The sequence below is a fragment of the Amycolatopsis sp. 2-15 genome, assembly GCF_030285625.1.
Classification (GTDB): Bacteria; Actinomycetota; Actinomycetes; order Mycobacteriales; family Pseudonocardiaceae; genus Amycolatopsis; species Amycolatopsis carbonis.
Genome location: NZ_CP127294.1, coordinates 2878919 through 2904093 on the forward strand (window position 1 = coordinate 2878919; position 25175 = coordinate 2904093).

The 25175-nt window shown below is 68.7% G+C and carries 27 protein-coding genes; 18 read left to right on the top strand and 9 right to left on the bottom strand.

Annotated elements, in window-relative coordinates; genetic code table 11:
- Window positions 1–4: 4 nt before the first annotated feature.
- The 4 genes from efeB to QRX50_RS14180 all read right to left on the bottom strand — a co-directional run bounded on the left by efeB (window position 5) and on the right by QRX50_RS14180 (window position 3856).
- The gene (gene efeB, locus QRX50_RS14165; RefSeq protein WP_285972396.1) at window positions 5–1264 is read right to left on the bottom strand and encodes an iron uptake transporter deferrochelatase/peroxidase subunit; all 1260 of its coding nucleotides are present in this window, start codon (window positions 1262–1264) and stop codon (window positions 5–7) included.
- The gene (gene efeO / locus QRX50_RS14170) at window positions 1261–2406 is read right to left on the bottom strand and encodes an iron uptake system protein EfeO (protein ID WP_434533267.1); all 1146 of its coding nucleotides are present in this window, start codon (window positions 2404–2406) and stop codon (window positions 1261–1263) included. Before efeO ends, efeB begins: the two co-directional genes overlap by 4 nt.
- Before the next feature lie 2 nt (window positions 2407–2408).
- Complete coding sequence (efeU, locus tag QRX50_RS14175; protein WP_285972398.1) at window positions 2409–3257, bottom strand: iron uptake transporter permease EfeU; 849 nt, start codon at window positions 3255–3257, stop codon at window positions 2409–2411.
- 386 nt (window positions 3258–3643) lie between these two features.
- Window positions 3644–3856, bottom strand: coding sequence for a hypothetical protein (locus QRX50_RS14180; RefSeq protein ID WP_285972399.1), 213 nt, complete (start codon window positions 3854–3856; stop codon window positions 3644–3646).
- A 21-nt stretch (window positions 3857–3877) separates the two neighbouring features.
- Here QRX50_RS14180 and QRX50_RS14185 point away from each other — a divergent pair, with 21 nt between their 5' ends.
- Both QRX50_RS14185 and QRX50_RS14190 read left to right on the top strand, forming a co-directional pair.
- Complete coding sequence (locus tag QRX50_RS14185) at window positions 3878–5047, top strand: hypothetical protein (RefSeq protein WP_285972400.1); 1170 nt, start codon at window positions 3878–3880, stop codon at window positions 5045–5047.
- A 47-nt stretch (window positions 5048–5094) separates the two neighbouring features.
- Window positions 5095–5820, top strand: a complete 726-nt coding sequence (locus QRX50_RS14190) for a lysozyme family protein (RefSeq protein WP_434533268.1) — start codon at window positions 5095–5097, stop codon at window positions 5818–5820.
- Window positions 5821–5828: 8 nt separating this feature from the next.
- Here QRX50_RS14190 and QRX50_RS14195 read toward each other — a convergent pair whose 3' ends face one another.
- Both QRX50_RS14195 and QRX50_RS14200 read right to left on the bottom strand, forming a co-directional pair.
- Window positions 5829–6020 (bottom strand): hypothetical protein, encoded by a 192-nt coding sequence (locus QRX50_RS14195; RefSeq protein WP_285972401.1) that lies wholly within the window; start codon window positions 6018–6020, stop codon window positions 5829–5831.
- A 139-nt stretch (window positions 6021–6159) separates the two neighbouring features.
- The gene (locus tag QRX50_RS14200; RefSeq protein WP_285972402.1) at window positions 6160–6561 is read right to left on the bottom strand and encodes a tetratricopeptide repeat protein; all 402 of its coding nucleotides are present in this window, start codon (window positions 6559–6561) and stop codon (window positions 6160–6162) included.
- Between the two features lie 72 nt (window positions 6562–6633).
- On the opposite strand from QRX50_RS14200, the gene QRX50_RS14205 reads away from it, so the two are divergent.
- The 5 genes from QRX50_RS14205 to QRX50_RS14225 all read left to right on the top strand — a co-directional run bounded on the left by QRX50_RS14205 (window position 6634) and on the right by QRX50_RS14225 (window position 9942).
- A complete protein-coding gene (locus QRX50_RS14205; protein WP_285972403.1) occupies window positions 6634–7104 on the top strand; it encodes a VOC family protein in 471 nt (156 codons plus the stop codon).
- An 89-nt stretch (window positions 7105–7193) separates the two neighbouring features.
- Complete coding sequence (eno, locus tag QRX50_RS14210; RefSeq protein ID WP_220244276.1) at window positions 7194–8480, top strand: phosphopyruvate hydratase; 1287 nt, start codon at window positions 7194–7196, stop codon at window positions 8478–8480.
- 229 nt (window positions 8481–8709) lie between these two features.
- Window positions 8710–9072, top strand: coding sequence for an FtsB family cell division protein (locus tag QRX50_RS14215; protein ID WP_285972404.1), 363 nt, complete (start codon window positions 8710–8712; stop codon window positions 9070–9072).
- A gap of 115 nt (window positions 9073–9187) precedes the next feature.
- Window positions 9188–9679 carry a DUF2975 domain-containing protein gene (locus QRX50_RS14220; protein ID WP_285972405.1) on the top strand — a complete coding sequence of 164 codons (492 nt, stop codon included), beginning with the start codon at window positions 9188–9190 and terminating at the stop codon, window positions 9677–9679.
- Window positions 9679–9942 (top strand): helix-turn-helix domain-containing protein, encoded by a 264-nt coding sequence (locus QRX50_RS14225; RefSeq protein ID WP_285972406.1) that lies wholly within the window; start codon window positions 9679–9681, stop codon window positions 9940–9942. The genes QRX50_RS14220 and QRX50_RS14225 overlap by 1 nt, the downstream gene beginning before the upstream one ends.
- Here the strand turns inward: QRX50_RS14225 and QRX50_RS14230 are convergent.
- Window positions 9939–10175 (bottom strand): hypothetical protein, encoded by a 237-nt coding sequence (locus QRX50_RS14230; RefSeq protein WP_285972407.1) that lies wholly within the window; start codon window positions 10173–10175, stop codon window positions 9939–9941. The genes QRX50_RS14225 and QRX50_RS14230 overlap by 4 nt on opposite strands.
- Before the next feature lie 273 nt (window positions 10176–10448).
- Here QRX50_RS14230 and QRX50_RS14235 point away from each other — a divergent pair, with 273 nt between their 5' ends.
- Window positions 10449–11000, top strand: a complete 552-nt coding sequence (locus tag QRX50_RS14235) for a DUF501 domain-containing protein (protein ID WP_434533340.1) — start codon at window positions 10449–10451, stop codon at window positions 10998–11000.
- 99 nt (window positions 11001–11099) lie between these two features.
- Here QRX50_RS14235 and QRX50_RS14240 read toward each other — a convergent pair whose 3' ends face one another.
- Window positions 11100–11744 (bottom strand): hypothetical protein, encoded by a 645-nt coding sequence (locus QRX50_RS14240; RefSeq protein WP_285972409.1) that lies wholly within the window; start codon window positions 11742–11744, stop codon window positions 11100–11102.
- Window positions 11745–11804: 60 nt separating this feature from the next.
- Between QRX50_RS14240 and QRX50_RS14245 the strand changes: the two genes are divergently transcribed.
- From QRX50_RS14245 to QRX50_RS14290, 10 genes are all read left to right on the top strand, one after another.
- Entirely contained in the window at window positions 11805–12959 is a 1155-nt protein-coding gene (locus QRX50_RS14245) for a lytic transglycosylase domain-containing protein (RefSeq protein WP_434533341.1), read from the top strand.
- 24 nt (window positions 12960–12983) lie between these two features.
- Window positions 12984–13937 (top strand): Ppx/GppA phosphatase family protein, encoded by a 954-nt coding sequence (locus tag QRX50_RS14250; protein ID WP_285972411.1) that lies wholly within the window; start codon window positions 12984–12986, stop codon window positions 13935–13937.
- A gap of 153 nt (window positions 13938–14090) precedes the next feature.
- Window positions 14091–15725: a peptide ABC transporter substrate-binding protein gene (locus QRX50_RS14255; RefSeq protein ID WP_434533269.1), complete on the top strand. Its 1635-nt coding sequence runs from the start codon at window positions 14091–14093 to the stop codon at window positions 15723–15725.
- A 95-nt stretch (window positions 15726–15820) separates the two neighbouring features.
- Window positions 15821–16747, top strand: a complete 927-nt coding sequence (locus QRX50_RS14260; protein WP_285972413.1) for an ABC transporter permease — start codon at window positions 15821–15823, stop codon at window positions 16745–16747.
- Window positions 16740–17693, top strand: a complete 954-nt coding sequence (locus QRX50_RS14265) for an ABC transporter permease (RefSeq protein ID WP_285972414.1) — start codon at window positions 16740–16742, stop codon at window positions 17691–17693. Before QRX50_RS14260 ends, QRX50_RS14265 begins: the two co-directional genes overlap by 8 nt.
- 8 nt (window positions 17694–17701) lie before the next feature.
- A complete protein-coding gene (locus tag QRX50_RS14270) occupies window positions 17702–18703 on the top strand; it encodes an ABC transporter ATP-binding protein (RefSeq protein WP_285972415.1) in 1002 nt (333 codons plus the stop codon).
- Entirely contained in the window at window positions 18696–19694 is a 999-nt protein-coding gene (locus QRX50_RS14275) for an ABC transporter ATP-binding protein (RefSeq protein ID WP_285972416.1), read from the top strand. Before QRX50_RS14270 ends, QRX50_RS14275 begins: the two co-directional genes overlap by 8 nt.
- Before the next feature lie 89 nt (window positions 19695–19783).
- The gene (locus QRX50_RS14280; protein WP_285972417.1) at window positions 19784–21481 is read left to right on the top strand and encodes a S8 family serine peptidase; all 1698 of its coding nucleotides are present in this window, start codon (window positions 19784–19786) and stop codon (window positions 21479–21481) included.
- 208 nt (window positions 21482–21689) lie between these two features.
- The gene (locus QRX50_RS14285) at window positions 21690–22637 is read left to right on the top strand and encodes a hypothetical protein (RefSeq protein WP_434533270.1); all 948 of its coding nucleotides are present in this window, start codon (window positions 21690–21692) and stop codon (window positions 22635–22637) included.
- A gap of 161 nt (window positions 22638–22798) precedes the next feature.
- The gene (locus QRX50_RS14290) at window positions 22799–23662 is read left to right on the top strand and encodes an LLM class flavin-dependent oxidoreductase (RefSeq protein ID WP_285972418.1); all 864 of its coding nucleotides are present in this window, start codon (window positions 22799–22801) and stop codon (window positions 23660–23662) included.
- Between the two features lie 19 nt (window positions 23663–23681).
- Here the strand turns inward: QRX50_RS14290 and QRX50_RS14295 are convergent, their stop codons facing one another.
- The gene (locus tag QRX50_RS14295; RefSeq protein WP_285972419.1) at window positions 23682–25166 is read right to left on the bottom strand and encodes a S10 family peptidase; all 1485 of its coding nucleotides are present in this window, start codon (window positions 25164–25166) and stop codon (window positions 23682–23684) included.
- Window positions 25167–25175: the final 9 nt, after the last annotated feature.

Genomic DNA, 25175 nt, shown 5'->3' on the forward strand with positions numbered 1-25175 from the left:
GAAGTCAAGCGAACAGGCCGTCGCCCCAGCTCGAGGTGGGCGTCAGGCCCGGCGGAACCGCGAAGTGCGCCGAACCCGTGTGCTGCACGTATTCCATCATCGCGTCCTTCGACGACAGCGCCTGCTGCATGGGCACGTACTGCTTGCGCGTATCGCGGTTGAAGGCCAGGAAGAACAGGCCGGCTTCGAGGTGGCCGACGCCGTCGGAGCCGTCGACGAAGTTGTAGCCCCGCCGCAAGATCCGGGTCCCCTTCAGCGTCTGGTGCGAAGCCAGGCGGATGTGCGCGTCGTCGGCGATCAGGGGCACGCCGCCCGCGCCGCGGACGCCGAGGTCGACGTCGTCGAACTCCGCCGTCTGACCCAGCGGAGCGCCGGAACCCTTGGTGCGGCCGATGATCTGCTCCTGGCCTTCCAGCGGTTCGCGGTCCCACGTCTCGATGTGCATCTGGATCCGCCGTGCCACCAGGTACGAGCCGCCGGCCATCCAGGCCTGGCCGTCGCCGGCCACAGCCCACACCTCGTCGCGCAGGAAGTCGGTGTCCTCGGACTTGATGTTGTTGGTGCCGTCCTTGAAGCCGAACAGGTTGCGGGGCGTGGCCTGCTCACGCGAGGTCGACGAGCTGCGCCCGAAGCCGAGCTGCGACCAGCGCACCTCCGTGACGCCGAAGCCCAGCCGCGCGAGGTTGCGCACGGCGTGCACGGCGACCTGCGGGTCGTTGGCGCACGCCTGGATGCACAGGTCACCGCCGGTGCGCGCGGGGTCGAGCTTGTCCTTCGGGAACAGCGGCAGGTCGATCAGCTGCGCCGGCCGCTTCGACGCCAGGCCGAACCGGTCGTCGAACAGCGACGGCCCGAAGCCGATCGTCAACGTCAGGTCGGACGCGGGCAGGTCCAATGCCTCACCGGTGTCGCCGGGCGGGGCTTCGGCCGCGCCGCCGACGGCGCCATTGGGCACGACCTCCTGGCCCGCCGTCATCCGCCGCGCCGCCGAAGTCCACGTGCGCAACAGCTGCCGCAGCTCGCCGACGTCGGTCGTCGTCACGTCGAACGCGGCGAAGTGCAGGTTCTGCTGGGTCGGCGTGACGATGCCGGCCTGGTGCTCACCGTGGAAGTCCACAGTGGTCACCGCGGCCTGTGCGGTGGAACCGCCGCCCATCCGGTCGATGCCGACCCCGGCCGCCGCACCCGCGCCGGCCAGGGCGACCCCCGCTCCCGCCAGGCCGAACAGCTTCCGACGGGAGACGCGGGTGCCCTCTTCACTCACTTCGACACAACCTCCGCGACCTTGCTCAGCGGCTCGCTCAACGCGTCGACCGCCGAGGCGAACGCCTTGATCTCGTCCTGCGACAGCTGGTTGTAGTACTTGAACCCGTCACCCACGCGCGTCTTGTCCAGCAGTGACTGCACGTTGGCGAACTTCTTGTCCAGAGTGGACACCAGGGCCGGGTCTCGCTCCTGCAGGATCGGGCGCAGCGAAGCGATCGCGCCCTTCGAACCGTCCACGTTGGCCTGGAAGTCCCACAGGTCCGTGTGCGAGAAGGTCTCTTCCTCGCCGGTGATCTTGCCGGTGGCGACCTCGTCAAGCAGGCCCTTGGCGCCGTTGGCGAGATCGAGCGCGCTCAGCTGCAGCGTCTTGGTCTTGGTGACCAGGTCCTTGACGTCGGTGAGCAGCTTGTCGGCGACCTGCGAGCTGTCGGGCTGCAGGCCGGTGACCCACAGGTCCTTCTCCAGCCGGTGGAAACCGGTGAACTGCTGGCCCGGCTCGAGGTCGGCCTCGCGCACGTCGATCAGCGGGTCGAGGTCGCCGAACTTCTCCGCGACGGGCTCGATGCGCTCGTAGTACACGCGCGTGCTGGCGTATTCGGACTTGGCCTCGTCGACCTTGCCGGCCTTCACGAGGTCGACGAACTTCTGCGTCTCCGTCTCGAGCGCGGCGGTGTTGTTCGCGACGTAGGTGGCGTAGTTCTTGGTGGCTTCGGCCTTCTGCGCGTTGGTGTCGGTCTGCTTCTGCGCGCCGCCGGTGACGGTGAAATCACCGCGGATGCCGTTGCCGACCATGCCGGGCTTGCACGCCGTCTGGTACTTGCCGGCCTCGGGGACCTCGACGATGAGCCGGCGGTTGAGGCCGGGGGCGATGTTCTCGACCTCGCCCATGATCCGGTCGCCCTCGGCGTAGAGGTAGAACTCGGTGACCTTGGTGCCCTTGTTGGTGATCTCGAACGTCACGTTGCCCGCGTTGGCGGTGTTCGCGGCGACGGCGCACGTGCTGTCGGAGGCCTCGACCTTGATCGCGCCCGCGGCGCCGGAGCCGCCCGATGCGGAATCGGTGCTGTCACACGCGGACAGGGCGACGAGGGCGCCGACTCCGGCCAGCACGGCCAGCGGGGTTCTGGGAGAAAGGGGCACGGTCACTCCTTGACAGCGGCCGCAGCGGCTTCAGCCGTGACGGTTTTCTTCTTGGTGGGCTTGAGGAAGAGCGGGAGCACGATCACCACGTAGGCGACCCACGCGATCGCCTGCAGCACGGTGGTCTGCTGCGAGTAGTTGAAGATCCCCTTGAGCAGCGCGCCGTACCAAGAGGTTTCCGGCAGCGCGCTCGACGCGTCGAACGCGAGGGTGGTCAGGCCCGGGATGAAGCCGGCTTCCTGCAGGTCGTGCAGGCCGTAACCGAGCACGCCGGCGGCGACGAACACCAGCAGCACGCCGGTGACGGTGAAGAACTTCGCGAGGTTGAACCGCACGGCGCCGCGGTAGAGCAAGTACGCGATCACGATCGCGGCGGCGATGCCGACCACGAACCCGATGAGCGGCTGGATCGTGTCCGACTGCGCGGTCTGCACGGCGGAGTAGAAGAACACGGCCGTCTCGAGGCCCTCGCGGCCGACGGCGAGGAACGACAGCAGCAGCACGGCGGCGGGGCCGACGTCGAGCGCGTCCTCCATCTTGCCGCGCAGCTCCGCGGCCATCTGCTTGGACGCCTTGCGCATCCAGAAGATCATCGCCGTGACGAAGGCGACCGCGACGATGGAGAGGCTGCCGCCGAGCAGCTCCTGGTGCTCGAAGCTCAGCTGCGCGGTGCTGTAGGTCAGGATCGCGCCGACGGCGACCGACAGCAGCACCGCGGCGCCCACACCCGGCCACACGAACTTCAGCGCGTGCCGCCGGTCCGTCTTGACCAGGAACGCCACCAGGATGCTGACCACCAGGGCGGCCTCGAGCCCTTCGCGCAACCCGATGAGCGCGCTCGAAAACACCACTGCTCAGCCCTCCTCTGCACACCTGACCTGATGTTTTTAGGTAAGGCTTGCCTGTAAGTCCAGAGGAGCGTACGCCCGGGGGCCTGTACGTGATCGGACAAATCGGACTATACGGTCGGGTTAGGTTAGGGTAACCGCAGGTCAGCGAGGTGAACTGCGGATCCATAACGAATTGTGTGACATGGGCGGCTGGGGCTGGGAGTTAACCGTCCGCTTGCCTCCACTGCCGATCGGACAGCCGCCCGGGGGACTACCGGGACGCTCCGGCGCGGTGGCTGCAACAGTCGCAGCGCTCCTGCGCGATCCAACCTGTGTCTCGGTGGTTTCCCGGCGTGACCCTGCGCCGGTGTGATGTAGGGAGTACCCGTTGTGAGCGGTTCCAAGATTCAGGCGTTCGCCGAACTCAGCACGCCCGAACCGCCGAAGGTCACGCCGGTGCTCAAGAAGCGCGCGGTGGTGCTCGGCGCGAGCATCGCCGGCTTGGTGACGGCCCGGGTCCTGAGCGACCACGCCGAAGAGGTGCTCGTGATCGAGCGCGACGCCGAGGACCACGGCAGCGCGCCGCGTCCGGGGGTGCCGCAGGGCACACAGAGGTCCACGCCCTGCTTCCCGCTGGTTCGGTGCAGCTTGAACGGTGGTTCCCGGGGTTCCCGGGGTTCGCGAAGGAAGCGGTGGCCGAGGACGCGGTCCTGCTGCCTGAGGACGGCTCCGGCTTCGCGTTCTTCATCAACGGCGAGCCGGCGATGCCGCTCGCCGCGGAGGGGAAGGTCGAGGCGCCGGTGCTGGTCAGCTCGCGGCCGTTCCTCGAGAACCTGGTGCGGCGCCGCGCGCTCGCCGTCGAGAACATCACGCTCGTCGCCGGCCGCGCCGATGGTCTCGTCTTCGAGCGCGATCGGGTGGCCGGCGCTCGGTACGTGCCCGAAGGCGGCGAAGAGTCCGTTTTCGCGGCCGCTGACATCGTTGTCGACGCGATGGGCCGGTCGAGCCGCGTCAGCGACTGGCTGGAGGACGGCTGGCCGCGGCCTCCGCTGCGGCGCATGCCGATCAAGCTGAACTACTCGGTGGCGACGTTCGAGTACGACCCGACGATCAGCAAGGTCGTGTCCTCGGTGTCCCAGACAATGCCGGACGCCAGGACGGGCCGGATCGCCCGGGTCGGCGGGATCGCCAGGGTGGAGGGCCAGCGCTGGCACATGGTCGTCGCGGGCTACGACGACGACCGGTCCACTCGGGACCCCGACGAGTTCATCGCCCGCTGCAACCGCGATTTCCCGGCTCTGTACGGCGACATCGCCTCGCACGCCACGATGATCGGCGACATCGCCACCTACCACCAGGCCGACAGCCGGCGGCGGGACTTCGACGAGCTCGACCGCGTGCCGGCGGGTCTCTTCGCGGCGGGTGACTCCGTGGCGTCGTCCAACCCCATCTACGGCCAGGGGATGACGTCCGCGATGCTGCACGCCTCGTGCCTTTCGCAGTACCTGCGTTCGCAACCCGACCTGGCGCAGCCGGCGAAGGCGTACTTCGACCTGGTGCGCCTGGTCGTCGACTCCGCGTGGCAGACCTCCACTCTCGCCGACCTGGAGCTCCCGCACGTCGACGGGCCTTACCCGAAGGGGGATCGCCTGACGAAGTGGTTCAGCGACGTGATGCTCAAGGCGTCGCGGGTCGACCCGGTGATCAACGGAAAGCTCGCCGCCGTGACCACGATACTGGCCCACCCGGACACGCTGTCGGGCCTCGGCACCGTGCTGCGGGCTCTGCGGTTCAGCCGACGAAAGGCTTGATCACTCGATCTGGCGTCACGCGGTGGTGGGAGAAGTAACCTGTCCGGGTGGCCGATACCACTCAGACGACGTCTCCGCCTCGTCGCTACGTCAGCCGGATCGCGTTGTCACTGGGACTGGTGCTCACGGGGATCGTGCTGGTGGTGACCATCGGCGTACGCAACCCGGTGCCGGCCGCTCCTCCCCAGGCCGCCGCTGCGCCCGTTTCGTCGTTTTCGGTGCAGCCGCAGCGGCCCCAATCGGGCGGCGCCGCGCCGCGCGCCGGGCTGGCCGCGCCACCCGACCGTCCGACGGAATCCGACCAGGCGGAGCTCGACGCGTGGGCCACTCGCGTCGCCGGGAAGACCCAGCTGCCCGCCCGCGTCCTCGCCGCGTACGGCCGCGCGGAGATGTGGATGCGGCGCCAGAAACCGGCCTGCCACCTGTCCTGGGCCACTCTCGCGGGCATCGGCCACCTGGCGACGCCCTCGCTCACGGTTTCCGCCGCCGGCGATGCTCCGGCCACCGGCACCGGGCTGGGTCCGCTGCACTTCACCCAGGCCTCCTGGAAGAAGTACGCCGAACGCGCCAACGGCGATGGCAAACCCGCCAACCCCCATAACATCGACGACGCCGCCTTCACGGCCGCCCGCTACCTCTGCTCCGGCGGCGACGACCTCGGCACCCCCTCGGGCTGGTGGCGCGCGATGCTGTTCTACAACGCTTCGGTGGACTACGTGCAGAGCGTGTTCTCCGCCGCGGATTCCTATGCGGCGGCGAGTGTCGCTCCCTGAGCCGCGCCTCAGGCGTGGGCGGTGATCCGGGTGCCCTTGAGGGCCTTGGCCGGACGCGGCGCGGCGGGCGAAGCGGCGGCGGCGCGCTTGCGGCGGGCAACCGGGAACCGCGTGTCCAGTTCGACGATCACCGGCGAGAGCGCCGCCAGCAGCAGGACGGCAAGGCCGGCGTAGACGGCGATGAAGGTGAAGACGTTCATCTCGAGCTCCTCGGGTCGTTCTCCGTGATGACTCAAGGTTCGCTCGCGACAGGGGGCCGGCGGATCAGCCGACCGGCCGAGCGGAAGCGCCGAAAGGCCACGCCCGGAGAACCGCCGGCCAGCCGAAAGACCGAGCCCGTCAGCGATCCTGCAACGTGATCCGCGCCGTCACTTCCGCGATCGCCTCCAGGTACTCCGGCACGGGGTTCATCGCCGAAGCCATCCGCAGTTGCGCCAGCGCCTCGGCCAACCGGCCGAGGCGCTGGAGGGTCCGCCCGAGGACGAAGCGGGCGTAGTGATCCGTCGGATCCAGCTCGAGGACCCGCGTGAACGCGCGCTCCGCCCGGCGCAACTGCGCGGAGTGGAAGTAGGCGCGGCCGGCGAGGAGCTGGACACTCGGTTTGTCCGTCTCGTCGAGCAGGGGTTCGAGCGCCTTGAGCGCGTCGAGCGGGCGGTGGCGTTCGACCAGATCCTCGGCCCGGCGGAAGGCACGGAAACGGTCTTCGCCGGGGGGCTCTGGTGCTGCTGCGGCGTCCGTCATGGTCACTCCGACGATACCGCTCCGGAGGGGTTGGCACGAGGCGGCGGACGGGTCGTGGTGGACTGTCCTGCCATGAGCAGCGGACAGGAACCCGGCTACCTGGGCCTGGCGCCCTACCTCTACTACACCGACGCGACGGCGGCGCTGGAGTGGCTGACCAGGGTCTTCGGCTTCCGGGAGGAAGTGCGGTTCGAGGACGCGTCCGGGGAGGTCTTCCAGGCGACGCTCTGCGCGGGTACCGGAACGGTCCAGCTCGCGGGCGTCGGTCCCGAATACTGGGCGGCCAAGGGCGTCGAGGGACCGGTCGGGCAGCTGAACATCATCTACGTGACCGACGTCGACGCGCAATACAAGCGCGTGCGCTCGTTGCTGGGCGAGGACGCCGAGCCGGAGCCACCGCAGGACCAGCCGTACGGCGCGCGCGTGTTCACGGTGGCGGACCCCGGGGGCAACAGCTGGACGTTCTGGCAGCAGACGTCGCAGACCGTCGAGCTGCCGTCCGGGTGGCGTGAAGTGCGGCCGGAGCACCCTGATGGGCACTGAGCGGAACGGCCGTGCCTCCAACGGGTGAAAGCCGCGGACGGCTACTCTGGGCGGCGTCACCGCAGGCACGACCCACTGAGGAGCATGGCGTGGCTCTCATCGAGCAGGTAGGCGCGCGCGAGATTCTGGACTCGCGTGGCAACCCGACCGTCGAGGTGGAGGTGGCGCTCGACGACGGCACGCTGGCGCGGGCCGCTGTCCCGTCGGGTGCGTCCACCGGCGAGCACGAAGCAGTCGAGCTGCGTGACGGGGACACCGGCCGCTACAACGGCAAGGGCGTGGAGCGCGCGGTCGCCGCGGTGCTCGACGAGATCGGTCCGGACCTGGTGGGCGTCGACGCCGTGGACCAGCGGATCGTCGACCAGAAGCTCGTGGACCTCGACGGCACCCCCGCGAAGTCGCGCCTGGGCGCCAACGCGATCCTCGGCGTTTCGCTGGCCGTCGCGAAGGCCGCCGCCGAGTCGGCCGAGCTGGAGCTCTTCCGCTACCTGGGCGGCCCGAACGCGCACGTGCTGCCCGTGCCGATGCTCAACATCCTCAACGGTGGCGCCCACGCCGACACCGACGTGGACATCCAGGAGTTCATGATCGCGCCGATCGGCGCCGAGTCGTTCCGCGAAGCGCTGCGCTGGGGCACCGAGGTCTACCACGCGCTCAAGGGCGTGCTGAAGGGCCGTGGTCTCTCCACCGGCCTGGGCGACGAGGGCGGCTTCGCCCCGAGCCTCGGCAACAACCGTGAGGCGCTCGACCTGATCCTGCAGGCGATCGAGAAGGCCGGCTACGCGCCGGGCCGCGACGTCGCGCTCGCGCTGGACGTCGCCGCCACCGAGTTCTTCGCCGACGGGGCCTACACGTTCGAGGGCACCAAGCGCAGCGCCGAGCAGATGTCGGCCTACTACGCCGAACTGCTGCGCGACTACCCGCTCGTGTCCATCGAGGACCCGCTGAGCGAGGACGACTGGGACGGCTGGGTCCAGCTGACCGCCGAGGTCGGCGACAAGGTCCAGCTCGTGGGCGACGACCTGTTCGTCACCAACCCGGACCGCCTCGAGGAGGGCATCACCCGCCGCGCTGCCAACGCGCTGCTGGTGAAGGTCAACCAGATCGGCACCCTGTCGGAGACGCTGGACGCGGTGTCGCTGGCCACGTCGTACGGCTACAAGTCGATGATGAGCCACCGCTCCGGCGAGACCGAGGACACGTTCATCGCGGACCTCGCCGTGGCCACGGGCGTCGGCCAGATCAAGACGGGCGCCCCGGCGCGCGGGGAGCGGATCGCGAAGTACAACCAGCTCCTGCGCATCGAGGAGACGCTGGCGGACGCCGCGCGCTACGCCGGCGACCTCGCCTTCCCGCGGTTCACCGCGGAGGCCTGAGGGTTTCATGGCCGACCGGGGGAGGGCGCGCAGCCGACGCGGAGGCCGAGCCGACGGCGCCGGGTCCTCGCGGACGCGGCGTGCCGAGGGAGGCGGGTCCACCCGGGCCCGTCGCCCCGCGTCGGCCCGGCGCCGGACGTCGGAGGTTTCGTCAGCGGAGACGACGAGGAGCCGGCTGCGCCGTGGCCTCGCGGCCAAACGCGCATCCGGCGCGGCCAAGGTGCTCGGCATGTCGACCACCCGGCGCGCGGCCGTGGTGGCGATCGTCGTGTGTGCGCTGGCGTTCACCGTCGCGGTGCCGCTGCGGACGTACCTGAGCCAGCGCTCGGAAGTGCGTGACCAGGAGGCGCAGCAAGCCCAGCTGCAGAAGGAAGTCGACGTCCTGCGCGACCGCAAGGCCCAGCTGAGCGACCCGGCGCAGATCGAGGCGGAGGCGCGCCGGCGGCTGCGGTACGTGAAGCCGGGAGAGACGCCGTACATCGTGCAGCTGCCGGAGGACCAGGCTTCCGCGCCGCCTCCCGCGGCGAACCCGGCGGCGGTTCCGCAGGGGTCTTGGTACGAGAAGCTGTGGGACTCCGTTTCCGGCGGGTGAGTTTTCGGTTTCGGGTTGAGCGGCGGGGCGCCTTCGGGTGCTCCGCCGTTTTTCTTCTTGTAGTACCTATCGAGATTCGATAGATTTCCATCGTAACTCGATGGAAGGATCAGTCGTGGGAAAGCTGGCAGTGAACGCACTGCGCACGGTGCTCGCGGTGGTGCTCACCGGAACCGTGTTGATCCAGGTGCTGATGGTGTGGGTCCTGGTCACCGGCAGTGATCCGGAGGACGGGAAGCTGCCGCTGACCGCGCTGCGCCTCGTCACGATCCTGGGCCTGGTGACGGTGCAGGTCGCCGTGGTCTGCGTGTGGCGGCTGGTGACGATGGTGCGCCGCGGCACGGTGTTCTCCCCCGCCGCCTTCCGCTACGTCGACACGGTCATAGGCGCGATCGCGGCGGCCGCCCTCGTGTGGTTCGCGGTCACCGCCATCAACGCCCCGGGCCAGCGCGACGACCCCGGCGTCACCCTCATCATGGGCGGCATCGGCGTGGCCATCCTGGGCGTCGCGCTCATCGTGCTGGTCCTCCGGATGCTCCTGGCCCAGGCCGTCGCGCGCGACGTCGAGGCGACACAGCTGCAGGCCGAGCTCGACGAGGTGATCTGATGCCCATCGCCGTCGACATCGACGTGATGCTGGCCCGGCGGAAGATGTCGGTGGGCGAGCTCGCGGACCGCGTGGGGATCACGCCGGCGAACCTGGCGGTGCTGAAGAACGGCCGCGCCAAGGCGGTGCGCTTTGCGACGCTGGCCGCGCTTTGTGAAGTGCTGGAATGCCAGCCGGGTGATCTGCTGCGCTGGGAAGCCGAGGGTGAGGTGGGGGCTGAAAGCGCCGCGGCGGGCACGAAAACGCCTGGTGCCACGGGCTAGCGGCGTTGGCGTGCCCGGCTGCTGAGGTGGGCCACGGCGGCGCCGACTCCCAAAAGCAGGCCCAGGGCGACGAGATAGGGACCGAACGTCAGCGCGACGCCGGCGCCGATGTTCGCCCCGTTTCCGGAGCCGGAATCGGCCTGGTAACTGATGGATCCGACAGACAGCACCACCGCTCCGACCGTGATCACGATGATTGCCCCCAGGCCAAGGCCCTTGGGCGCGCCTGTCATGGAGTCTCCTCTGGCTGGGATCGCGGTGAAGGCGCCTGTTGTGCGCCCGTCACCCGAGGGCGTAGCCGCTTGTCAATCTTGCCTCGCGCGGTGCCGCCGCCGGGACCACAGGCCCTCGCCCTCCCAAGGGGCGTCCCCATTCTACCGGCGGGGGCTGACGAAAACTGTGGTCGAGGCCGCGAGGGGCCGAGTTGTCCACAGGGGAGCCGAGTTGTGGATAAGTCGGGGGTTCAGGCGGAGGTGGCGGAGGGGCCGGGCGTCGGCGGCACTAACCTGGGGGGCGTGAACAGCAGCAACAGCAGCACGGAAACGCCCCGCTTCGAGCCGGTCACCGATGCCGACCGCGAGATCATCAGGGAGCAGCTCGGGCGGCCGCCGCGCGCGTTGCGGGCCGTGGCGGCGCGGTGTCCGAGCGGGCACCCGTCGGTGGTGCAGACGAGCCCGCGGCTCGAGAACGGCACCCCGTTCCCCACGCTCTACTACTTGACTTGCCCGCGGCTGACGTCGCTCGTCGGCACGCTGGAGGCGTCCGGCGTGATGAAGGAGATGACCGCGCGGCTCGAGACCGACCCGGAGCTCGCCGCGGCGTACCTGCGCACGCACGAGACCTACCTCGCCGAGCGCGACGCCATCGAGTCCCTCGGCACGCAGGTCACCGCCGGCGGCATGCCGGGGCGCGTGAAGTGCCTCCACGTCCACCTCGCCCACACCCTCGCCGCCGGCCCGGGCGTCAACCCGTTCGGCGACGAGACTCTCGCCTGGCTCCACACCCAGGGCTGGCCCTCGGGCGAGTGCGCCGTCGAAGCCGCTGCCGAAGAGGGGTAACGCTCCCGTCTCGTGTGCAGATAGTCCGGACAGGCGGGCAGTTACCGCATCTGTGGGTTCCCGTATGGGTGGCCCACCGCCAAGCTGAGTACGGAATCTTCACACGACGTAGGCAACCATCGGGCTCACCACCGGGTGATCCCGAGGAGGGTTCGGACCATGCGGGTGCCACGCGGACTCGGGCACATCGCCCGGAAGCTCCGCAATGGACCCCACTCCGACGCCGCTGGCGATCAGGCTCCGGCCGAAGCCGAGGCGAACGATGTGGACGGTCGCGGCCACGACCTCGATGAGGAATCCCCGACTGAGGAGACCGGCGGCGAGGCCGGAGCTCTGAGCGCGGAGGCCCAGTCGGAACACGATGGTCCAGCTGGTGACGATCTTGGCCGCGGTGAGAACACGGCTGAGGAAGCCCGAGCCGAAGCGGTCGACGAGGCCGAGGCCGAGGCGTCCGAAGCGGACGTTGCCGAGGTTGAAGCAGACGGGGAACCCGAAGTCCAAGCTGGAGCGGTCGAAGCTCCGCGAGCCGATACAGGTGAAGGCGAAGCTGCCCAGGTCGAAGCGGGTGAGGCTGAGGTTGCCGGTGGTGAAGTTGCCGAAGTCGGTGAAGAAGGCGAAGCCGGAACCGCAGCCGAAGCCGACGTTGCCGGCGGTGAGGAAGGCGAAGCCGGAGCCCCCGCCGAAGTAATCGAAGCGGGCGAAGCAGAAACAGCGGAAGCTGAAGCGGGCGAAACCGAAGCTCAAGACACACCCCGCCGCTCGTCAAGGCCGGCCCGAGTCCCACTGGGGCCTGGGCCGAGAGCACTGCGTATCGCCACGAGGAAGGCCCGGTACCGCAGCCGAAAGGTCACCGCCAGGCACCGGAACGTCGTCTCGGTCACCGTCGGGGTCCTGGCCGTCGTGCCGGCGATTGCCGCGACGTTGGCCGTCGGAGTGTGGACGGCCGGGCTGCCGACCACCCACACCGAAAACGTGGCCCTCGAGCAGGGGTACGACCCCCAGAACCCCCAGGTGGAAAAGGTCGCGGTCGACGGGAGCCTGCCCGAATCACCGGTCCCGCTGCCGCTGCCCGCGTACGAGTTGCCCAACGGGCCCCTCGGCATTCCCGCCACCGCGCTGGCCGCGTATCACAACGCGGCCGACATCCTGGCCCACGAGCAGCCGAACTGCCACATCGACTGGGCGCTGGTGGCCAGCATCGGGCGGATCGAGTCGAACCACGCGCGGGGCGGTTATGTCGACGCGGCGGGCACGGCACTCGAACCCATCCTCGGCCCGGAGCTCAACGGGACCGGGCCCTTCGCGGCGATCCCCGACACCGACGGGGGCGTGCTGGACCACGACACCGTCTGGGACCGCGCGGTGGGGCCGGCGCAGTTCATTCCCGCGACGTGGCGCGCGTACTCGTCCGACGGGAACGGCGATGGCGCAGCCGACCCGGAGAACCTGTTCGACGCCTCGCTGGCCACGGCGCGCTACCTCTGCTCCGGCGACCTGGACGTCGCGAACCCGGACCAGCTGCGCACGGCGATCTACCGCTACAACAACTCCGACGTCTACGTGAACACCGTCATCCTCTGGGCCGAGGCCTACCGCAACGGCGTCGTGCCGCTGCCGGACAGCCAGATCCCCGTCGGGGCGCCCAACGCGGGCGTGAACCCGCCACCGCCGGCTGTGCCGCCGCCACCGGTGTCGAGTACGCCGCCGAGTGGGCCGCCGCAGGCGTCGTTGCCGCCGAGCGGAAGCACGAGCAGCAGCAGCAGCACGTCGACGGACACCACCACCAGCGCGCCGACCTGCGAAACCAGTACGACAGCGGACAGCACACCGCCGAGCAGCACCACAACAACCACGACAACGACCACCGCGAGCCTCCCGCCGTGTGGCGGATCGAGCTCGACACCGCCAAGCGACGACACCTCGACGGACAGCACGACGAGCAACGCCCCAGCGCCCTGATCGCGACCCAGTAAGGTCGACGCCATGCCTCGTGTAGCCGCGATCGACTGTGGGACCAACTCCATCCGCCTGCTCGTCGCCGAGCTGACGCCGCGCCACGACGGCACGGTGGACCTGCGCGACCTGCACCGCGAGATGCGCATCGTGCGCCTCGGCCAAGGCGTCGACGCCACGGGCCGCCTGGCGCCCGAAGCCCTCGAACGCACCCGCGTCGCCCTCGCCGACTACACGATCGCCGCCCGCCGCAAGGGCGTCGAAAAGGTCCGGATGGTCGCCACCTCCGCCACCAGGGACGCCGGCAACCGCGACGAGTTCTTCGCCATGACGCGCGAGACGCTCGGCGTCGAGGCCGAAGTGATCAGCGGCGACGAGGAAGCGCGCCTGTCCTTCACCGGCGCCGTCGGGGAGCAGGACCCGGACGACGGTCCCTTTTTGGTCGTCGACGTCGGCGGCGGCTCCACCGAGTTGGTCCTCGGCACGTGGGACGGGCAGCGCGCGGAGGTGCTCGCCGCGAAGTCCGTGGACATCGGCTGCGTCCGGATCACCGAGCGTGACCTGACCCAGGATCCGCCCACCCCGGACGAGATCGCCCGGGCGAAAACCACCGCCGAGACCATCCTCCAAGAGGCGTTCGACGTCGTCGACGTGGCCAAGGCCAAGACGTGGATCGGGGTCGCCGGCACGGTGACCACGTTGTCAGCGGTCGCGCAGGAGTTGCCCGAGTACGACTCCGAGCGCACGCACCTGTCGAAGCTCTTGCACGCCCAGATCGACAGCCTCGCGACGAGCCTGCTGGCGGCCGACCGCGCCACCCGCGCGGCCAATCCCGTGATCCATCCGGGCCGGGTGGACGTGATCGGCGGGGGTGCGGTGATCGTGCAGGTGCTGGCCGAGCAGCTCGCGAAACGCGGTGGTCCGGACCAGCTGGTCGTGAGCGAACACGACATCCTCGACGGAATCGCGCTGTCTCTCGCCTGAGCGGACCAGTGCGGGCACGCTGGGTGATCATCAATACCTTGGTAGTGTTCTGGCCGGGTGAGCGACAAGGTTGTCACTCATTTGCAACCGAGCGATCTGGTTACAAACCGCCAATCGCCCGCTAACGTCCATCTCACTTTTCGGGAACACGAGATGGAGGGGAACATGCGGCGTTCACGCAGGCTCTGGGGAGCCGCCGCGGTGGTGACAACCTTGTCATTGGTCCTGGCCGCGTGCGGTGGTGGCTCCAGCAGTAGCGGGTCGTCCGGCGAGGTGGATCCCAACGGGACCTTCACCGTCTACGGCACCGAGCCGCAGAACACGCTGATCCCCACGAACACCAACGAGCTGGGTGGCTCGAAAGCCGTCGACGCGATGTTCGCCGAGCTGGTGGCGTTCAAGGGTGACAACGCGCAGCCCTACAACCAGATGGCCGAGTCGATCACCACGACCGACTCCAAGGTCTTCGACATCAAGATCAAGCAGGGCTGGAAGTTCCACGACGGCACCGAGGTCAAGGCGAAGAACTTCGTCGACGCCTGGAACTACGGCGCCTACTCGCCCAACGGGCAGATCAACAGCACGTTCTTCGAGAACATCCAGGGCTACGACGACGTCCACCCGGCCGACGACAACGCGAAGCCGACCACGGACAAGATGTCCGGCCTGGTCCTCAAGGGCGACTACGAGTTCCAGGTGACGCTGAAGGCGCCGTTCTCGGTCTTCGCCACCAAGATCGGCTACACGGCCTTCGCGCCGCTGCCTGACGTGTTCTTCTCCGACCCCAAGGCTTTCGCGCAGCACCCGATCGGCAACGGCCCGATGAAGTTCGTGAGCCGCACGCCGAACGTCGACATCAAGCTGACGCGCAACGACGACTACAAGGGTCAGGACAAGGTCAAGTTCAAGGACCTGAACATCAAGATCTACGCCAGCCAGGAAACCGCGTACCAGGACCTGCTGAGCAACAAGCTCGACTTCATCGAGACGCTCCCGCCCTCGGCGCTGGCCGGCAGCAAGTACAAGACTGACCTCAAGGACAACCTGGTCATCGGTCACCTGCTCGGCATCAGCACCATCGCCGTGCCGTACTACGTGCCCGGCTATGACAACCTCGACCTGCGCAAGGCGATCTCCATGGCGATCGACCGCGCGCAGATCACCAAGACCGTCATGAACGACACCTACGTGCCGGCCGACGGTTACGTCTCCCAGGGCATCGAGGGCTACCGCCCGGCCGTGTGCGAGTTCTGCAAGTTCGACCCGACCGCGGCCAAGGCGGCGTTCGCGAAGTCCGGCTTCAAGGGCAAGCTCACCATCGCCTCCAACGCCGACGGTGGCCGCAAGGAGCCGCTGGTGGCCGCGTGCAACAGCATCAAGAACGTGCTCGGCGTCGAGTGCGACTTCGTGCCGGCCACGGACTTCGGCCAGTGGCGCAGCATCGTGACGGGCCACAAGCTGACCGGCATGGGCCGTTCGGACTGGTCGGCCGACTACCCGTCGATCGAGGACTTCCTGAACCCGATCTACCGCACGGGTGCCTCGTCCAACGACTCGGTCTACTCCAACCCGGCCGTCGACCAGCTCCTTCAGCAGGCCGACTCCACGCCGGACAAGGACGCCGCGATCAAGATCTACCAGCAGGCCGAGGACGCGATCGCCAAGGACCTGCCCTCGATCCCGGTCTGGGACGAGAAGGGTGTGGCCGCGAAGTCCAAGCACACCAAGACCGTGACGCTCGACTTCCGCCGCCGCGCCGACTACTCGTCGGTCGAGGTCACCAAGTGACGCGCTGAGAAGACGTCCCACCACCAGGGCAGCCGCGGACCGTCTCAAAAGGACGGTCTGCGGCTCGCCCGGCGCGCACTCCTAGGAACTGACGCATGATTCGCTACGTCCTGCGACGCCTGCTCCAGCTGATCCCGGTGTTCTTCGGAACGACCTTCCTGATCTACGTGCTGGTGTGGGCCGTCCCGGGTGATCCCTTCTCCGGCAAGTGCGGTCAGACGGCCTGCCCCCAGGCCTACGTCGACCTGATGACCGAGAAGTTCCACCTGAACGACAACCTGATCCTCCAGTACCTCAAGTACCTCGGCAGCCTGTTCACGGGCGACTGGGGCGAGACCTTCAACGGCACCTCCGTCGGCGAGCTGATCGCCACCTCCTACCCGATCACGCTGCGCCTGGCGCTCGTCGCGGTGCTCATCGAGGCCGTGATCGGCCTGACCGCGGGTGTGCTGACCGGCCTGCGCGGCAAGGGTTTCCTCGACAACCTGGTGCTCGTCTCCACCACGTTCCTCATCTCGCTGCCGGTGTTCGTCACCGCGATCGTGCTGCAGCTCGTGCTGGGCACCGAGCTCGGCATCATCGACACGAGCGTGTCCGACAACCCGTCCTTCGGTGAACTGATCGTGCCCGGCATCGCGCTGGGCAGCCTCTCGATGGCCTACGTCGCGCGGCTCACGAGAACCTCGATCGCGGAGAACCGCCACGCCGACTACATCCGCACCGCCATCGCGAAGGGCCAGCCCAACAGCCGCGTGGTCGGCGTGCACCTGCTGCGCAACTCGGTGATCCCGGTGCTGACGTTCCTGGGCACCGACCTGGGTGCGCTGATGGGCGGCGCGATCGTGACCGAGGGCGTGTTCAACATCAACGGCCTGGGCGGGCTCATCTTCCGCGGAATCCAGAACCGCGAGAGCGCCACCGTCGTCGGCGTCGTGGTGCTGCTCGTGCTCGTGTACCTGCTGATGAGCCTGATCGTGGACCTGCTCTACGCCGTTCTCGACCCGAGGATCCGCTATGACTGACCCCAACCTCGTCGGAGGCACGGCTGTCGACGCGGCGGAGCTGTCGCGCATCGACGACTCCGCGACCGAGACGAAAAAGCCCCGCAGCCTGTGGGGCGACGCCTGGCGCCAGCTGCGGCGCAAGCCGGCGTTCGTGATCTCCGCGGTGATCATCCTGCTGGTGGTGCTGATCGCGATCGCGCCCGGCCTGTTCTCCCACCGCGAAGCCGGGTTCAGCGACCTGACGAAGGCCAACCAGCCCCCTTCGTCCGAGGCCTGGTTCGGCTACGACAACCAGGGTTACGACGTCTACGCCCGCACCATCTACGGCACCCGCGCTTCGCTGCTGGTCGGTGTGTTCGCGACGCTCCTGACCGTGGTCTTCGGCTCGCTGGTCGGCATCCTCGCGGGCTACTACGGCCGCCTGATCGACAGCCTGCTCTCGCGGCTGGGCGACATCTTCGCCGGCCTGCCGTTCGTGCTCGGCGCGATCGTCATCCTCACCACGTTCAACGCGCCCGGCTCCAACCCCGGCGCCGTGACGATCATCGTGCAGGTGGTCTGCTCCATCGCGGTGCTGACCTGGCCGGTCGCCATGCGCATCATGCGCTCGGCGACGCTGGTCGCGAAGCAGCTCGACTACGTGAAGGCCGCCCGCGCGCTCGGCGCCAGCACACCGCGCATCGTGTTCCGGCACCTGCTGCCCAACACGCTCGCGCCGGTGCTGGTCTACGCCACCATCGCGCTCGGTGCGGCCATCGGCGCCGAGGCGACGCTCGCGTACCTCGGCATCGGCGTGCGGCCGCCGGTGATCTCGTGGGGCGTGATGATCAGCGACTCGCGCGACTACTTCCGGGCCGACCCCCACATGCTCTTGTTCCCCGGTGCGTTCGTCACCATCACCGTGCTCGCGTTCGTGATGCTCGGTGACGGGATCCGCGACGCGCTCGACCCGAAGTCGAGGTAGCCCACCCGATGTCCGAACCAACGAACGAGCTGCTGCTCGAGGTCGAAGACCTCCGGGTGGAGTTCCGCACGTCCGACGGCGTCGCCAACGTGCTCAACGGGGTGAGCTACTCCGTGCACGCCGGCGAAACCCTGGCCGTGCTGGGCGAATCCGGCTCCGGCAAGAGCGTGACGGCGCAGACCATCATGGGCATCCTCGACATGCCGCCGGGGGTGATCACCGGCGGCTCGATCCGCTATCGCGGCGAGGACCTGCTCACGGCCACGCCCGAGCGGCGGCGTGAGCTGCGCGGCACCGAGATCGCGATGATCTTCCAGGACGCGCTCTCGGCACTGAACCCCGTGTTCACCGTGGGGTTCCAGATCGAAGAACAGCTGCGCGTGCGCCAGGGGATGTCCAAACAGGACGCCCGCAAACGCGCGGTCGAGCTGCTGGACCTGGTGCGCATCCCGGCCGCCGCTCGGCGGGTGAAGGACTACCCGCACCAGTTCTCGGGCGGCATGCGCCAGCGCGCGATGATCGCGATGTCACTGGCGCTCGACCCCGTGCTGCTGATCGCGGACGAGCCGACCACGGCGCTCGACGTGACCGTGCAGGCCCAGATCATGGACCTGCTGGGCGAGATCCAGCGCGAACGGCAGATGGGGCTGGTCCTCATCACCCACGACCTCGGCGTGGTCGCGGAGGTCGCCGACCGGATCGCGGTGATGTACGCGGGCCGGATCGTGGAGCAGGCCGACGTGTACGAGCTGTTCAAGTCGCCGGGCCACCCGTACACGGCGGCGCTGATGGACTCGCTGCCGCGGCTGGACCTCAAGGGCCAGACGCTGGAGACCATCAAGGGGCTGCCGCCGAGCCTGCTCGACATCCCTTCGGGCTGTCCGTTCCACCCGCGGTGCAAGCGGGCGGAGCAACGCTGTTCGGAGGAACGGCCGTCGTTGCACAGCCTCGGTTTCGGCCGGGTCAGTGCGTGTCACTTCGCCGAAGAGGTGGTGGAAAGCCGTGTCTGAGCCGATTCTCAGCGTGCAGGAGCTGGTGAAGCACTTCCCGGTGCGGCAGGGCGTGCTGTTCAAGCGCACCATCGGGCACGTCAAGGCCGTCGACGGTGTCTCGTTCGACCTGGCGCCGGGCGAGACGCTCGGCGTGGTGGGCGAGTCGGGCTGCGGCAAGTCGACGCTCGCGCAGGTGCTGATGCGCCTGGAGGAGCCGACCGCGGGCGGGGCGACGTTCGAGGGCCGCGACATCTTCAAGCTGCGTGGCGGCGAGCTGCGGCGGTTGCGGCGCGAGATCCAGATCGTGCTGCAGGACCCGTACACGTCGCTGAACCCGCGGATGACGGTCGGCGACATCGTCGGCGAGCCGTTCGAGATCCACACCGAGGTGGCGCCGAAGGGCTCGCGCGCGCAGAAGGTGCAGGAACTGCTGGAAGTGGTGGGGCTCAACCCCGAGCACCTCAACCGCTACCCGCACCAGTTCTCGGGCGGGCAGCGCCAGCGCATCGGCATCGCGCGGGCGCTCGCGCTGCGGCCGAAGGTGATCATCTGCGACGAGCCGGTGTCCGCATTGGACGTCTCCATCCAGGCGCAGGTGATGAACCTGCTCGGCGACCTGCAGACGGAGTTCGGGCTGTCGTACGTGTTCATCGCGCACGACCTGTCCGTGGTGCGCCACCTCGCCACGCGCGTGGCCGTGATGTATCTGGGCAAGATCGTGGAGATCGGCACCGAGGACGAGATCTACGAGCGGCCCTCGCACCCGTACACGCAGGCGCTGCTCTCGGCCGTGCCGGTGGCCGACCCGGAGGTGCGCGGGCAGCGGCAGATCATCCGGCTCGAAGGTGATCCGCCGAGCCCGCTCGACCCGCCTTCGGGCTGCCGGTTCCGCACGCGGTGCTGGAAGGCGCAGGACATCTGTGCCACGGAGGAGCCTGAGTTGTCGCCGCGCACCGACGGGCACCTCTCGGCGTGTCACTTCGCGGAAGCCCGGTCCGTGGTGCCCTGACTTTAGTCGGGTTCCTCCGCTTGGCGATTGCTGCAACGTCTGTCCGGTATGTACGTTGCAGTGTCGGTTTTCGCGTTGGAGGAGGACCTGTGCAAAGACCCAGACTGCTTCTCGCCGTGTTGGCGGTACCCCTGCTCGGTGTGGCCGCTTTCGTGCCGGTCGCGTCGGCGGGGGTGTCCGGCCCGGTCACGGAGTTCACGGTGCTGGCGCGTTCGGACGTCGGCGCCGCCGTGGCCGCGGTCGAGGCCGCCGGCGGGACGGTGGTGGCCCGCAACGACGCCGTCGGCCTGATCACGGCTTCGGCGCCGGCTGCGGGCTTCGTGGCGCGGGTGTCGTCCAGCGGCGCGGTGTTCGGCGCGGCCCGGTCGAAGGCGATCGGGTCGGCGCCGCGCGACGGCAAGAAGGTGAAGCGCGACGCGGTCGAGAAGGAGGGCCGGGGGAAGGCTTCGGGTGCTGGTTCGGGTCCGTCGGGGACTGATCCGCTGGACGATCAGCTCTGGGGCCTGAAGTCCACCCGGTCGGACCTCGCGCGCACCGTGCAGCCCGGCGACAAGCGCGTGAAGGTCGGCATCATCGACACCGGCGTCGACGCCGGTCACCCGGACATCGCGCCGAACTTCGACCGGGCCGACTCGCGCAACTTCACGCGGGACATCGTCGCGGACGTCAACGGCGCCGTGGTGGACGGCCCGTGTGAGTACCGCGGCTGCGTCGACCCCGTGGACCACGACGACAACGGCCACGGCACCCACGTCGCCGGCACGATCGGCGCGGCGGTGAACGGCTTCGGTGTCTCGGGTGTGGCGCCGGGCGTCTCGCTGGTCAACATCCGCGCCGGCCAGGACTCCGGCTTCTTCTTCCTGCAGCCGACCGTCGACGCGCTGACCTACGCCGGCGACGCGGGCATCGACGTGGTCAACATGAGCTTCTACACCGACCCGTGGCTCTACAACTGCCGCGCGAACCCGGCCGACTCGGCGGAGGAGCAGGCCGAGCAGCGCACCGTCATCGAGGCCACCACGCGGGCGCTGAACTACGCTCACCGCAAGGGCGTGTCGATGGTCGTCGCGTTGGGCAACGAACACACGGACCTCGGCGCGCCGCTGCCGGACGCGACCAGTCCGGACTATCCGAGCAGCTCGGCGCACCCGCGCCAGATCGACAACGCTTCGTGCTTCAACCTCCCGACGGAAGGCCCGCACACGATCGGTGTCGGCGCTTTCGGCCCTTCGCAGGCGAAGGCGGACTATTCCAATTACGGGACCGAGCAGATCTCGGTTTCCGCGCCGGGCGGGTATTACCGGGACGGGTTCGGGACGCCTTGGTTCCAGAAGGTGGAGAACGAGATCCTGTCGGCATACCCGCGCAATGTGGCGGTGGCCGAGGGGAACGTCGATGCCACCGGGAACGTGACTCCGGCTGGGGTCGCGGCGGGTGTGCAGAAGGCCGTCGCTCGTGACGGCCGGGTCGGGTACTACCAGTGGCTGCAGGGGACTTCGATGGCCACGCCGCACGCTGCCGGTGTGGCGGCGTTGATCGTTTCGGAGTACGGGAAGAAGTCGGGTTCCGGTTTCGGGATGGACCCGGATGCCGTGCAGCGCGTTCTGGAGGGGACGGCTTCGCCGGTCGCTTGCCCCGTGCCGCGGACGGTGGACTACCTGGACGAGGGCCGGGACGAGTCGTTCACGGCTACTTGTACGGGGAATGCCGCGTTCAACGGGTTTTACGGGCATGGCGCGGTAGATGCTTATGCGGCGGTGACGCGTGGGGCGAACTATGTGAAGTAGTAGTTCTCGGCCGGCGCGCCCCAAAGTGGCGTTGGTTGCGTTGAGCGCACCCAATGTGGCGTTCGGTGCGTTCAACGCACCGAACGCCACATTGGGGCGCGAGGGTTCAGGGCCTCGAACGAGTGGAATTAGCTGGAAATGGTCGCGAGTGGACCGTTGGTGACGGGTGCGGCTCGATCTCTCGGCATTAGTGCGTCAACCTGGGCTGATGCGGCGTGGACGTTGGCATCCGGTGATGGCCGGGCGGAACAGTGACGAGATAGTGGTTCGAGTTGCGGCCCTCGAGGCAACGGGGATGAGTCGGAGCAGCATCTATCGGCGTTGTCTGCCCGGCGGGCCTTGGCGGTGGGTGCTGCCGGGCATCGTGTTGCTGTTGCCGACAGACCCAACGGACGAGCAACGTATCGGTGCGGCCCTCCTGCGTGGTGGGCCGGACGCGATGCTGACAGGTCTCTGGGCCGCCAGGCGGCATGGTCTCCGCATGATGCCGGAGCCGAACGACGTCCATATTCTCGTACCTGATCGCCGCGAGATCACGAGTGCGGGTTTCGCGCTGGTCGAGCGCTCGACCAGGCTTCCGTACCCCGTGATGCTGGGTGGTGTTCCAGCCGCGCCGGCGTACAGGGCCGTGCTTGATGCCGTGCGCAGGATGCGAAACTTCGAATCAGTCCAAGCGTTACTGGCCGAGGCCGTACAGCGGAAACGCTGCAGCTTGATTCAACTGGATCGAGAGCTCAGCCGAGGAAGCCAGCGTGGTTCGGCTATTCCTCGGCGCGCCTTGGCCACGCTCCTCGGTGGGGCGGAATCTGTGGCGGAGGCGGACGCGTGGGAGCTGTGGAAGAGCACCGGACTGCCAGATGCCGAGTGGAACGTCACCGTTTTCGACGAGCAGGGTGGATATGTCGCCAAGCCAGATGCTTGGTGCGACGACATCGCCTTCGCGTGGGAAATCGACTCACGAGCGTGGCATGAGGAGTGGGACGGCTACGCGAACACGCTCGCGCGCAACGCACGCTATGCGGCAGCGGGGATCGTGGTGCTGCAGACGTTGCCAATGCGCCTGCGTACGGAGCCGGACCGCGTGGCCGCCGAACTTCGGGCGGCCTACGCGGCGGCCCGGAGCCGCCCCCGACCACCAGTTCAGCGCCGTCCGTGACCGATCACGTGCCCGGCCCGGCGCGTCCCAATGTGGCGTTGGTTGCGTTGAGCGCACCCAATGTGGCGTTCGGTGCGTTGAGCACACCGAACGCCACATTGGGGTGGTTTGTCGCGGAGCCGAGCGCTGCGGTGGCCGGCCGTTGGTTGCACACTGGCGGCATGCGGATCGGTATCGGAATTCCCAACACGGTGCCCGGCACGAGTGGAGCGGTGGTGCTCGAGTGGGCGCGCCGGGCGGAGCGGCGCGGGTTTGCGTTCGTGTCCACGATCGGGCGCGTGGCGTACCCGTCGCTGGACTCGTTGACGGCGTTGGCCGGGGTGGCGGGGGCGACGAGCCGGATCGGGCTGGTCACCAATGCCGTGCTGGGGCCGACGTATCCGGACGCGGTGCTGGCGAAGGTGGCCGGCACCGTGGCGTCGCTGGCGGAAGGGCGGCTGACGCTCGGGCTCGGTGTGGGGGCGCGGGAGTCGGATTACCTGCCGGTGGAACGGGATTTCGCCGGACGCGGTGCCGCGTTCGATCGGCAGTTGAGCTACCTCAAGCGGGCGTGGCGGGGTGAAGCGGTGGCCGAAGGGGATTTCCCGGGCGAGAAAAGGGCCGTGGTGCCGGAGCCGCCGGGGATTCCGATTCTGATCGGTGGACACAGCAAACGGGCGGTGCGGCGGACGGTCGAGCACGCGGCCGGGTGGACGGGTGCCGGAGGTGGGCCGGCCAGGGCGGAGCCGACGGTGAAGGAGATCCGGGCCGCGTGGGCGAAAGCCGGCCGGGGCGATGAGCCGCGGTTGCTCGGGTTGGCGTACTTCTCGGCGACACAAGCCGAGAACGGCGACGATTACCTGCGTTCCTATTACGCCTACGCCGGAGACCACGCCGACACGATCGCCGACGGGGCTGTGCGGACGCCGGAGAAGATCAGGGCGATCGTGCGGGACTTCGAGGTGGCGGGGCTCAACGAGCTCACGTTCACGCCGACCGTCGCGGATCCGGACGAGGTCGACCGGCTGGCCGACCTCGTCCTCTAGACCGAAAGACCCGAAAGAATTACCGGTTCGAAGCCGACTTCACGAACTTCCCCAGATCCTTCGACTGCTGGATGCGAGTCGGTTCGTGCACGTACATCATGTGCCCGGCCGGGTAGTACGCCGTCTCGATGTTTTCGCGCAGTTCGTCCGGGATCTGCAGGTGGGCGAGTACGTGCTCGGATGCGAAGTACGCCGTGGCGCCGTCGTAGTGGCCGAACGCGACGTGGACCTTCAGGTGCGGGTTGGCGCGCATGGCGGCGCTCACGGAGTCCACAACGGACACGAACCGGCCCTCGAAGTCCTTGTACGACCACGCCTTGAAGACATCGCCGGACAGGATTTCGTACGGCAGGTCGTTCTGGTACCCGAGCTCGGCGCGGATGTAGTGGTTGAAGCCCGCCGAGTAGGCGCCGATGATGCGCGAGATCGACGCGTCGTCGCTCATGTGCTCGCGGCCGCCGTCGACCTCCCACGTGGTGAAGCGGCCGTCCATGCGGCCGACGAGCAGGCCGCGGTCGCGCAGGAGCTCCGTGAAGAAGCGGACGTGCTCGATGCGCAGGTTGACGCGATCCACATAGGACTCTGAAAGGCCCGTCAGTGAAGCCAATGTGGCGACGGTCTCCGCTCGGTCCTGAGTGGACAGCCGCGCGCCGCGGGCCAGAGCCCACGGCAGTTCCTTCGACGCGAAGTCCTCGGCGTCGGCGAGTACGTCGTCGAGGGGACGGTCGCCGTGGAAGCCGTGGTAGTGCGCGATGGCCGCGTAGGTGGGTACGTAGAGCGAGTACGGCAGGTCGTTGCCCTCGTGGAAGCGCAGCGTGCCCATGTCGAGCACGGACGAGATGAGCAGCAGGCCGTTGAGGTACAGGCCGTAGCGGTCCTGCAGGTGCCCGGCCAGCGCGGCCGCGCGCAGCGTGCCGTACGACTCGCCGGCCAGGAACTTCGGCGACAGCCACCGCTCGTTGCGCGAGACCCACAGCCGGATGATCTCGGCGACCGACTCGATGTCGCCCTGGAACCCGGTGTAGTCCTTGGACTCGCCGCCCTCGGTCACGCGCGAGTAGCCCGTGGAGACGGGGTCGATGAACACGAGGTCGCTGTGCTGGAGCAGGGTCTCGGTGTTGTCCTCGATGCCGTACGGCGGCGCGACCAGGTCGTCGACGTCACCCGAGAGCACCCGCCGCGGGCCCAGCAGGCCCATGTGCAGCCAGATGCTGGACGAGCCAGGGCCGCCGTTGAATGCGAACGTGACCGGGCGGGTGCCCGGCTCGGCGTCGTCGAGCGTGTAGGAGGTGAGGAAGACCTCGGCCTTGGGCTTGTGGCCCTCCGACTTCCCCTCCTTCAGCACCTCTTGCCGCAGCACCACGCGCCCGGCCTGCGCGGTGTAGGCCAGTTTGCGGCGTTTGACCGTGAGCGTGTGGTGCGTGGTCACGAGGTCGTCGACGGGCTCCGGCGGCTTCTCCGCGGTGGCCGGCTTTTCGGGGGTCTCTTCGGTGGTGTCCGACATGGACCCAAC

Coding starts and splice junctions, on each gene's coding strand:
- QRX50_RS14250 (WP_285972411.1), top strand. CDS start 12,984: ATGCCTCGTGTAGCCGCGATCGACTGTGGGACCAACTCCATCCGCCTG.
- QRX50_RS14270 (WP_285972415.1), top strand. CDS start 17,702: ATGTCCGAACCAACGAACGAGCTGCTGCTCGAGGTCGAAGACCTCCGG.
- QRX50_RS14215 (WP_285972404.1), top strand. CDS start 8,710: ATGTCGACCACCCGGCGCGCGGCCGTGGTGGCGATCGTCGTGTGTGCG.
- QRX50_RS14225 (WP_285972406.1), top strand. CDS start 9,679: ATGCCCATCGCCGTCGACATCGACGTGATGCTGGCCCGGCGGAAGATG.
- QRX50_RS14290 (WP_285972418.1), top strand. CDS start 22,799: ATGCGGATCGGTATCGGAATTCCCAACACGGTGCCCGGCACGAGTGGA.
- QRX50_RS14255 (WP_434533269.1), top strand. CDS start 14,091: ATGGAGGGGAACATGCGGCGTTCACGCAGGCTCTGGGGAGCCGCCGCG.
- QRX50_RS14205 (WP_285972403.1), top strand. CDS start 6,634: ATGAGCAGCGGACAGGAACCCGGCTACCTGGGCCTGGCGCCCTACCTC.
- QRX50_RS14195 (WP_285972401.1), bottom strand. CDS start 6,020: ATGAACGTCTTCACCTTCATCGCCGTCTACGCCGGCCTTGCCGTCCTG.
- QRX50_RS14260 (WP_285972413.1), top strand. CDS start 15,821: ATGATTCGCTACGTCCTGCGACGCCTGCTCCAGCTGATCCCGGTGTTC.
- QRX50_RS14295 (WP_285972419.1), bottom strand. CDS start 25,166: ATGTCGGACACCACCGAAGAGACCCCCGAAAAGCCGGCCACCGCGGAG.
- QRX50_RS14230 (WP_285972407.1), bottom strand. CDS start 10,175: ATGACAGGCGCGCCCAAGGGCCTTGGCCTGGGGGCAATCATCGTGATC.
- QRX50_RS14200 (WP_285972402.1), bottom strand. CDS start 6,561: ATGACGGACGCCGCAGCAGCACCAGAGCCCCCCGGCGAAGACCGTTTC.
- QRX50_RS14285 (WP_434533270.1), top strand. CDS start 21,690: ATGCGGCGTGGACGTTGGCATCCGGTGATGGCCGGGCGGAACAGTGAC.
- QRX50_RS14265 (WP_285972414.1), top strand. CDS start 16,740: ATGACTGACCCCAACCTCGTCGGAGGCACGGCTGTCGACGCGGCGGAG.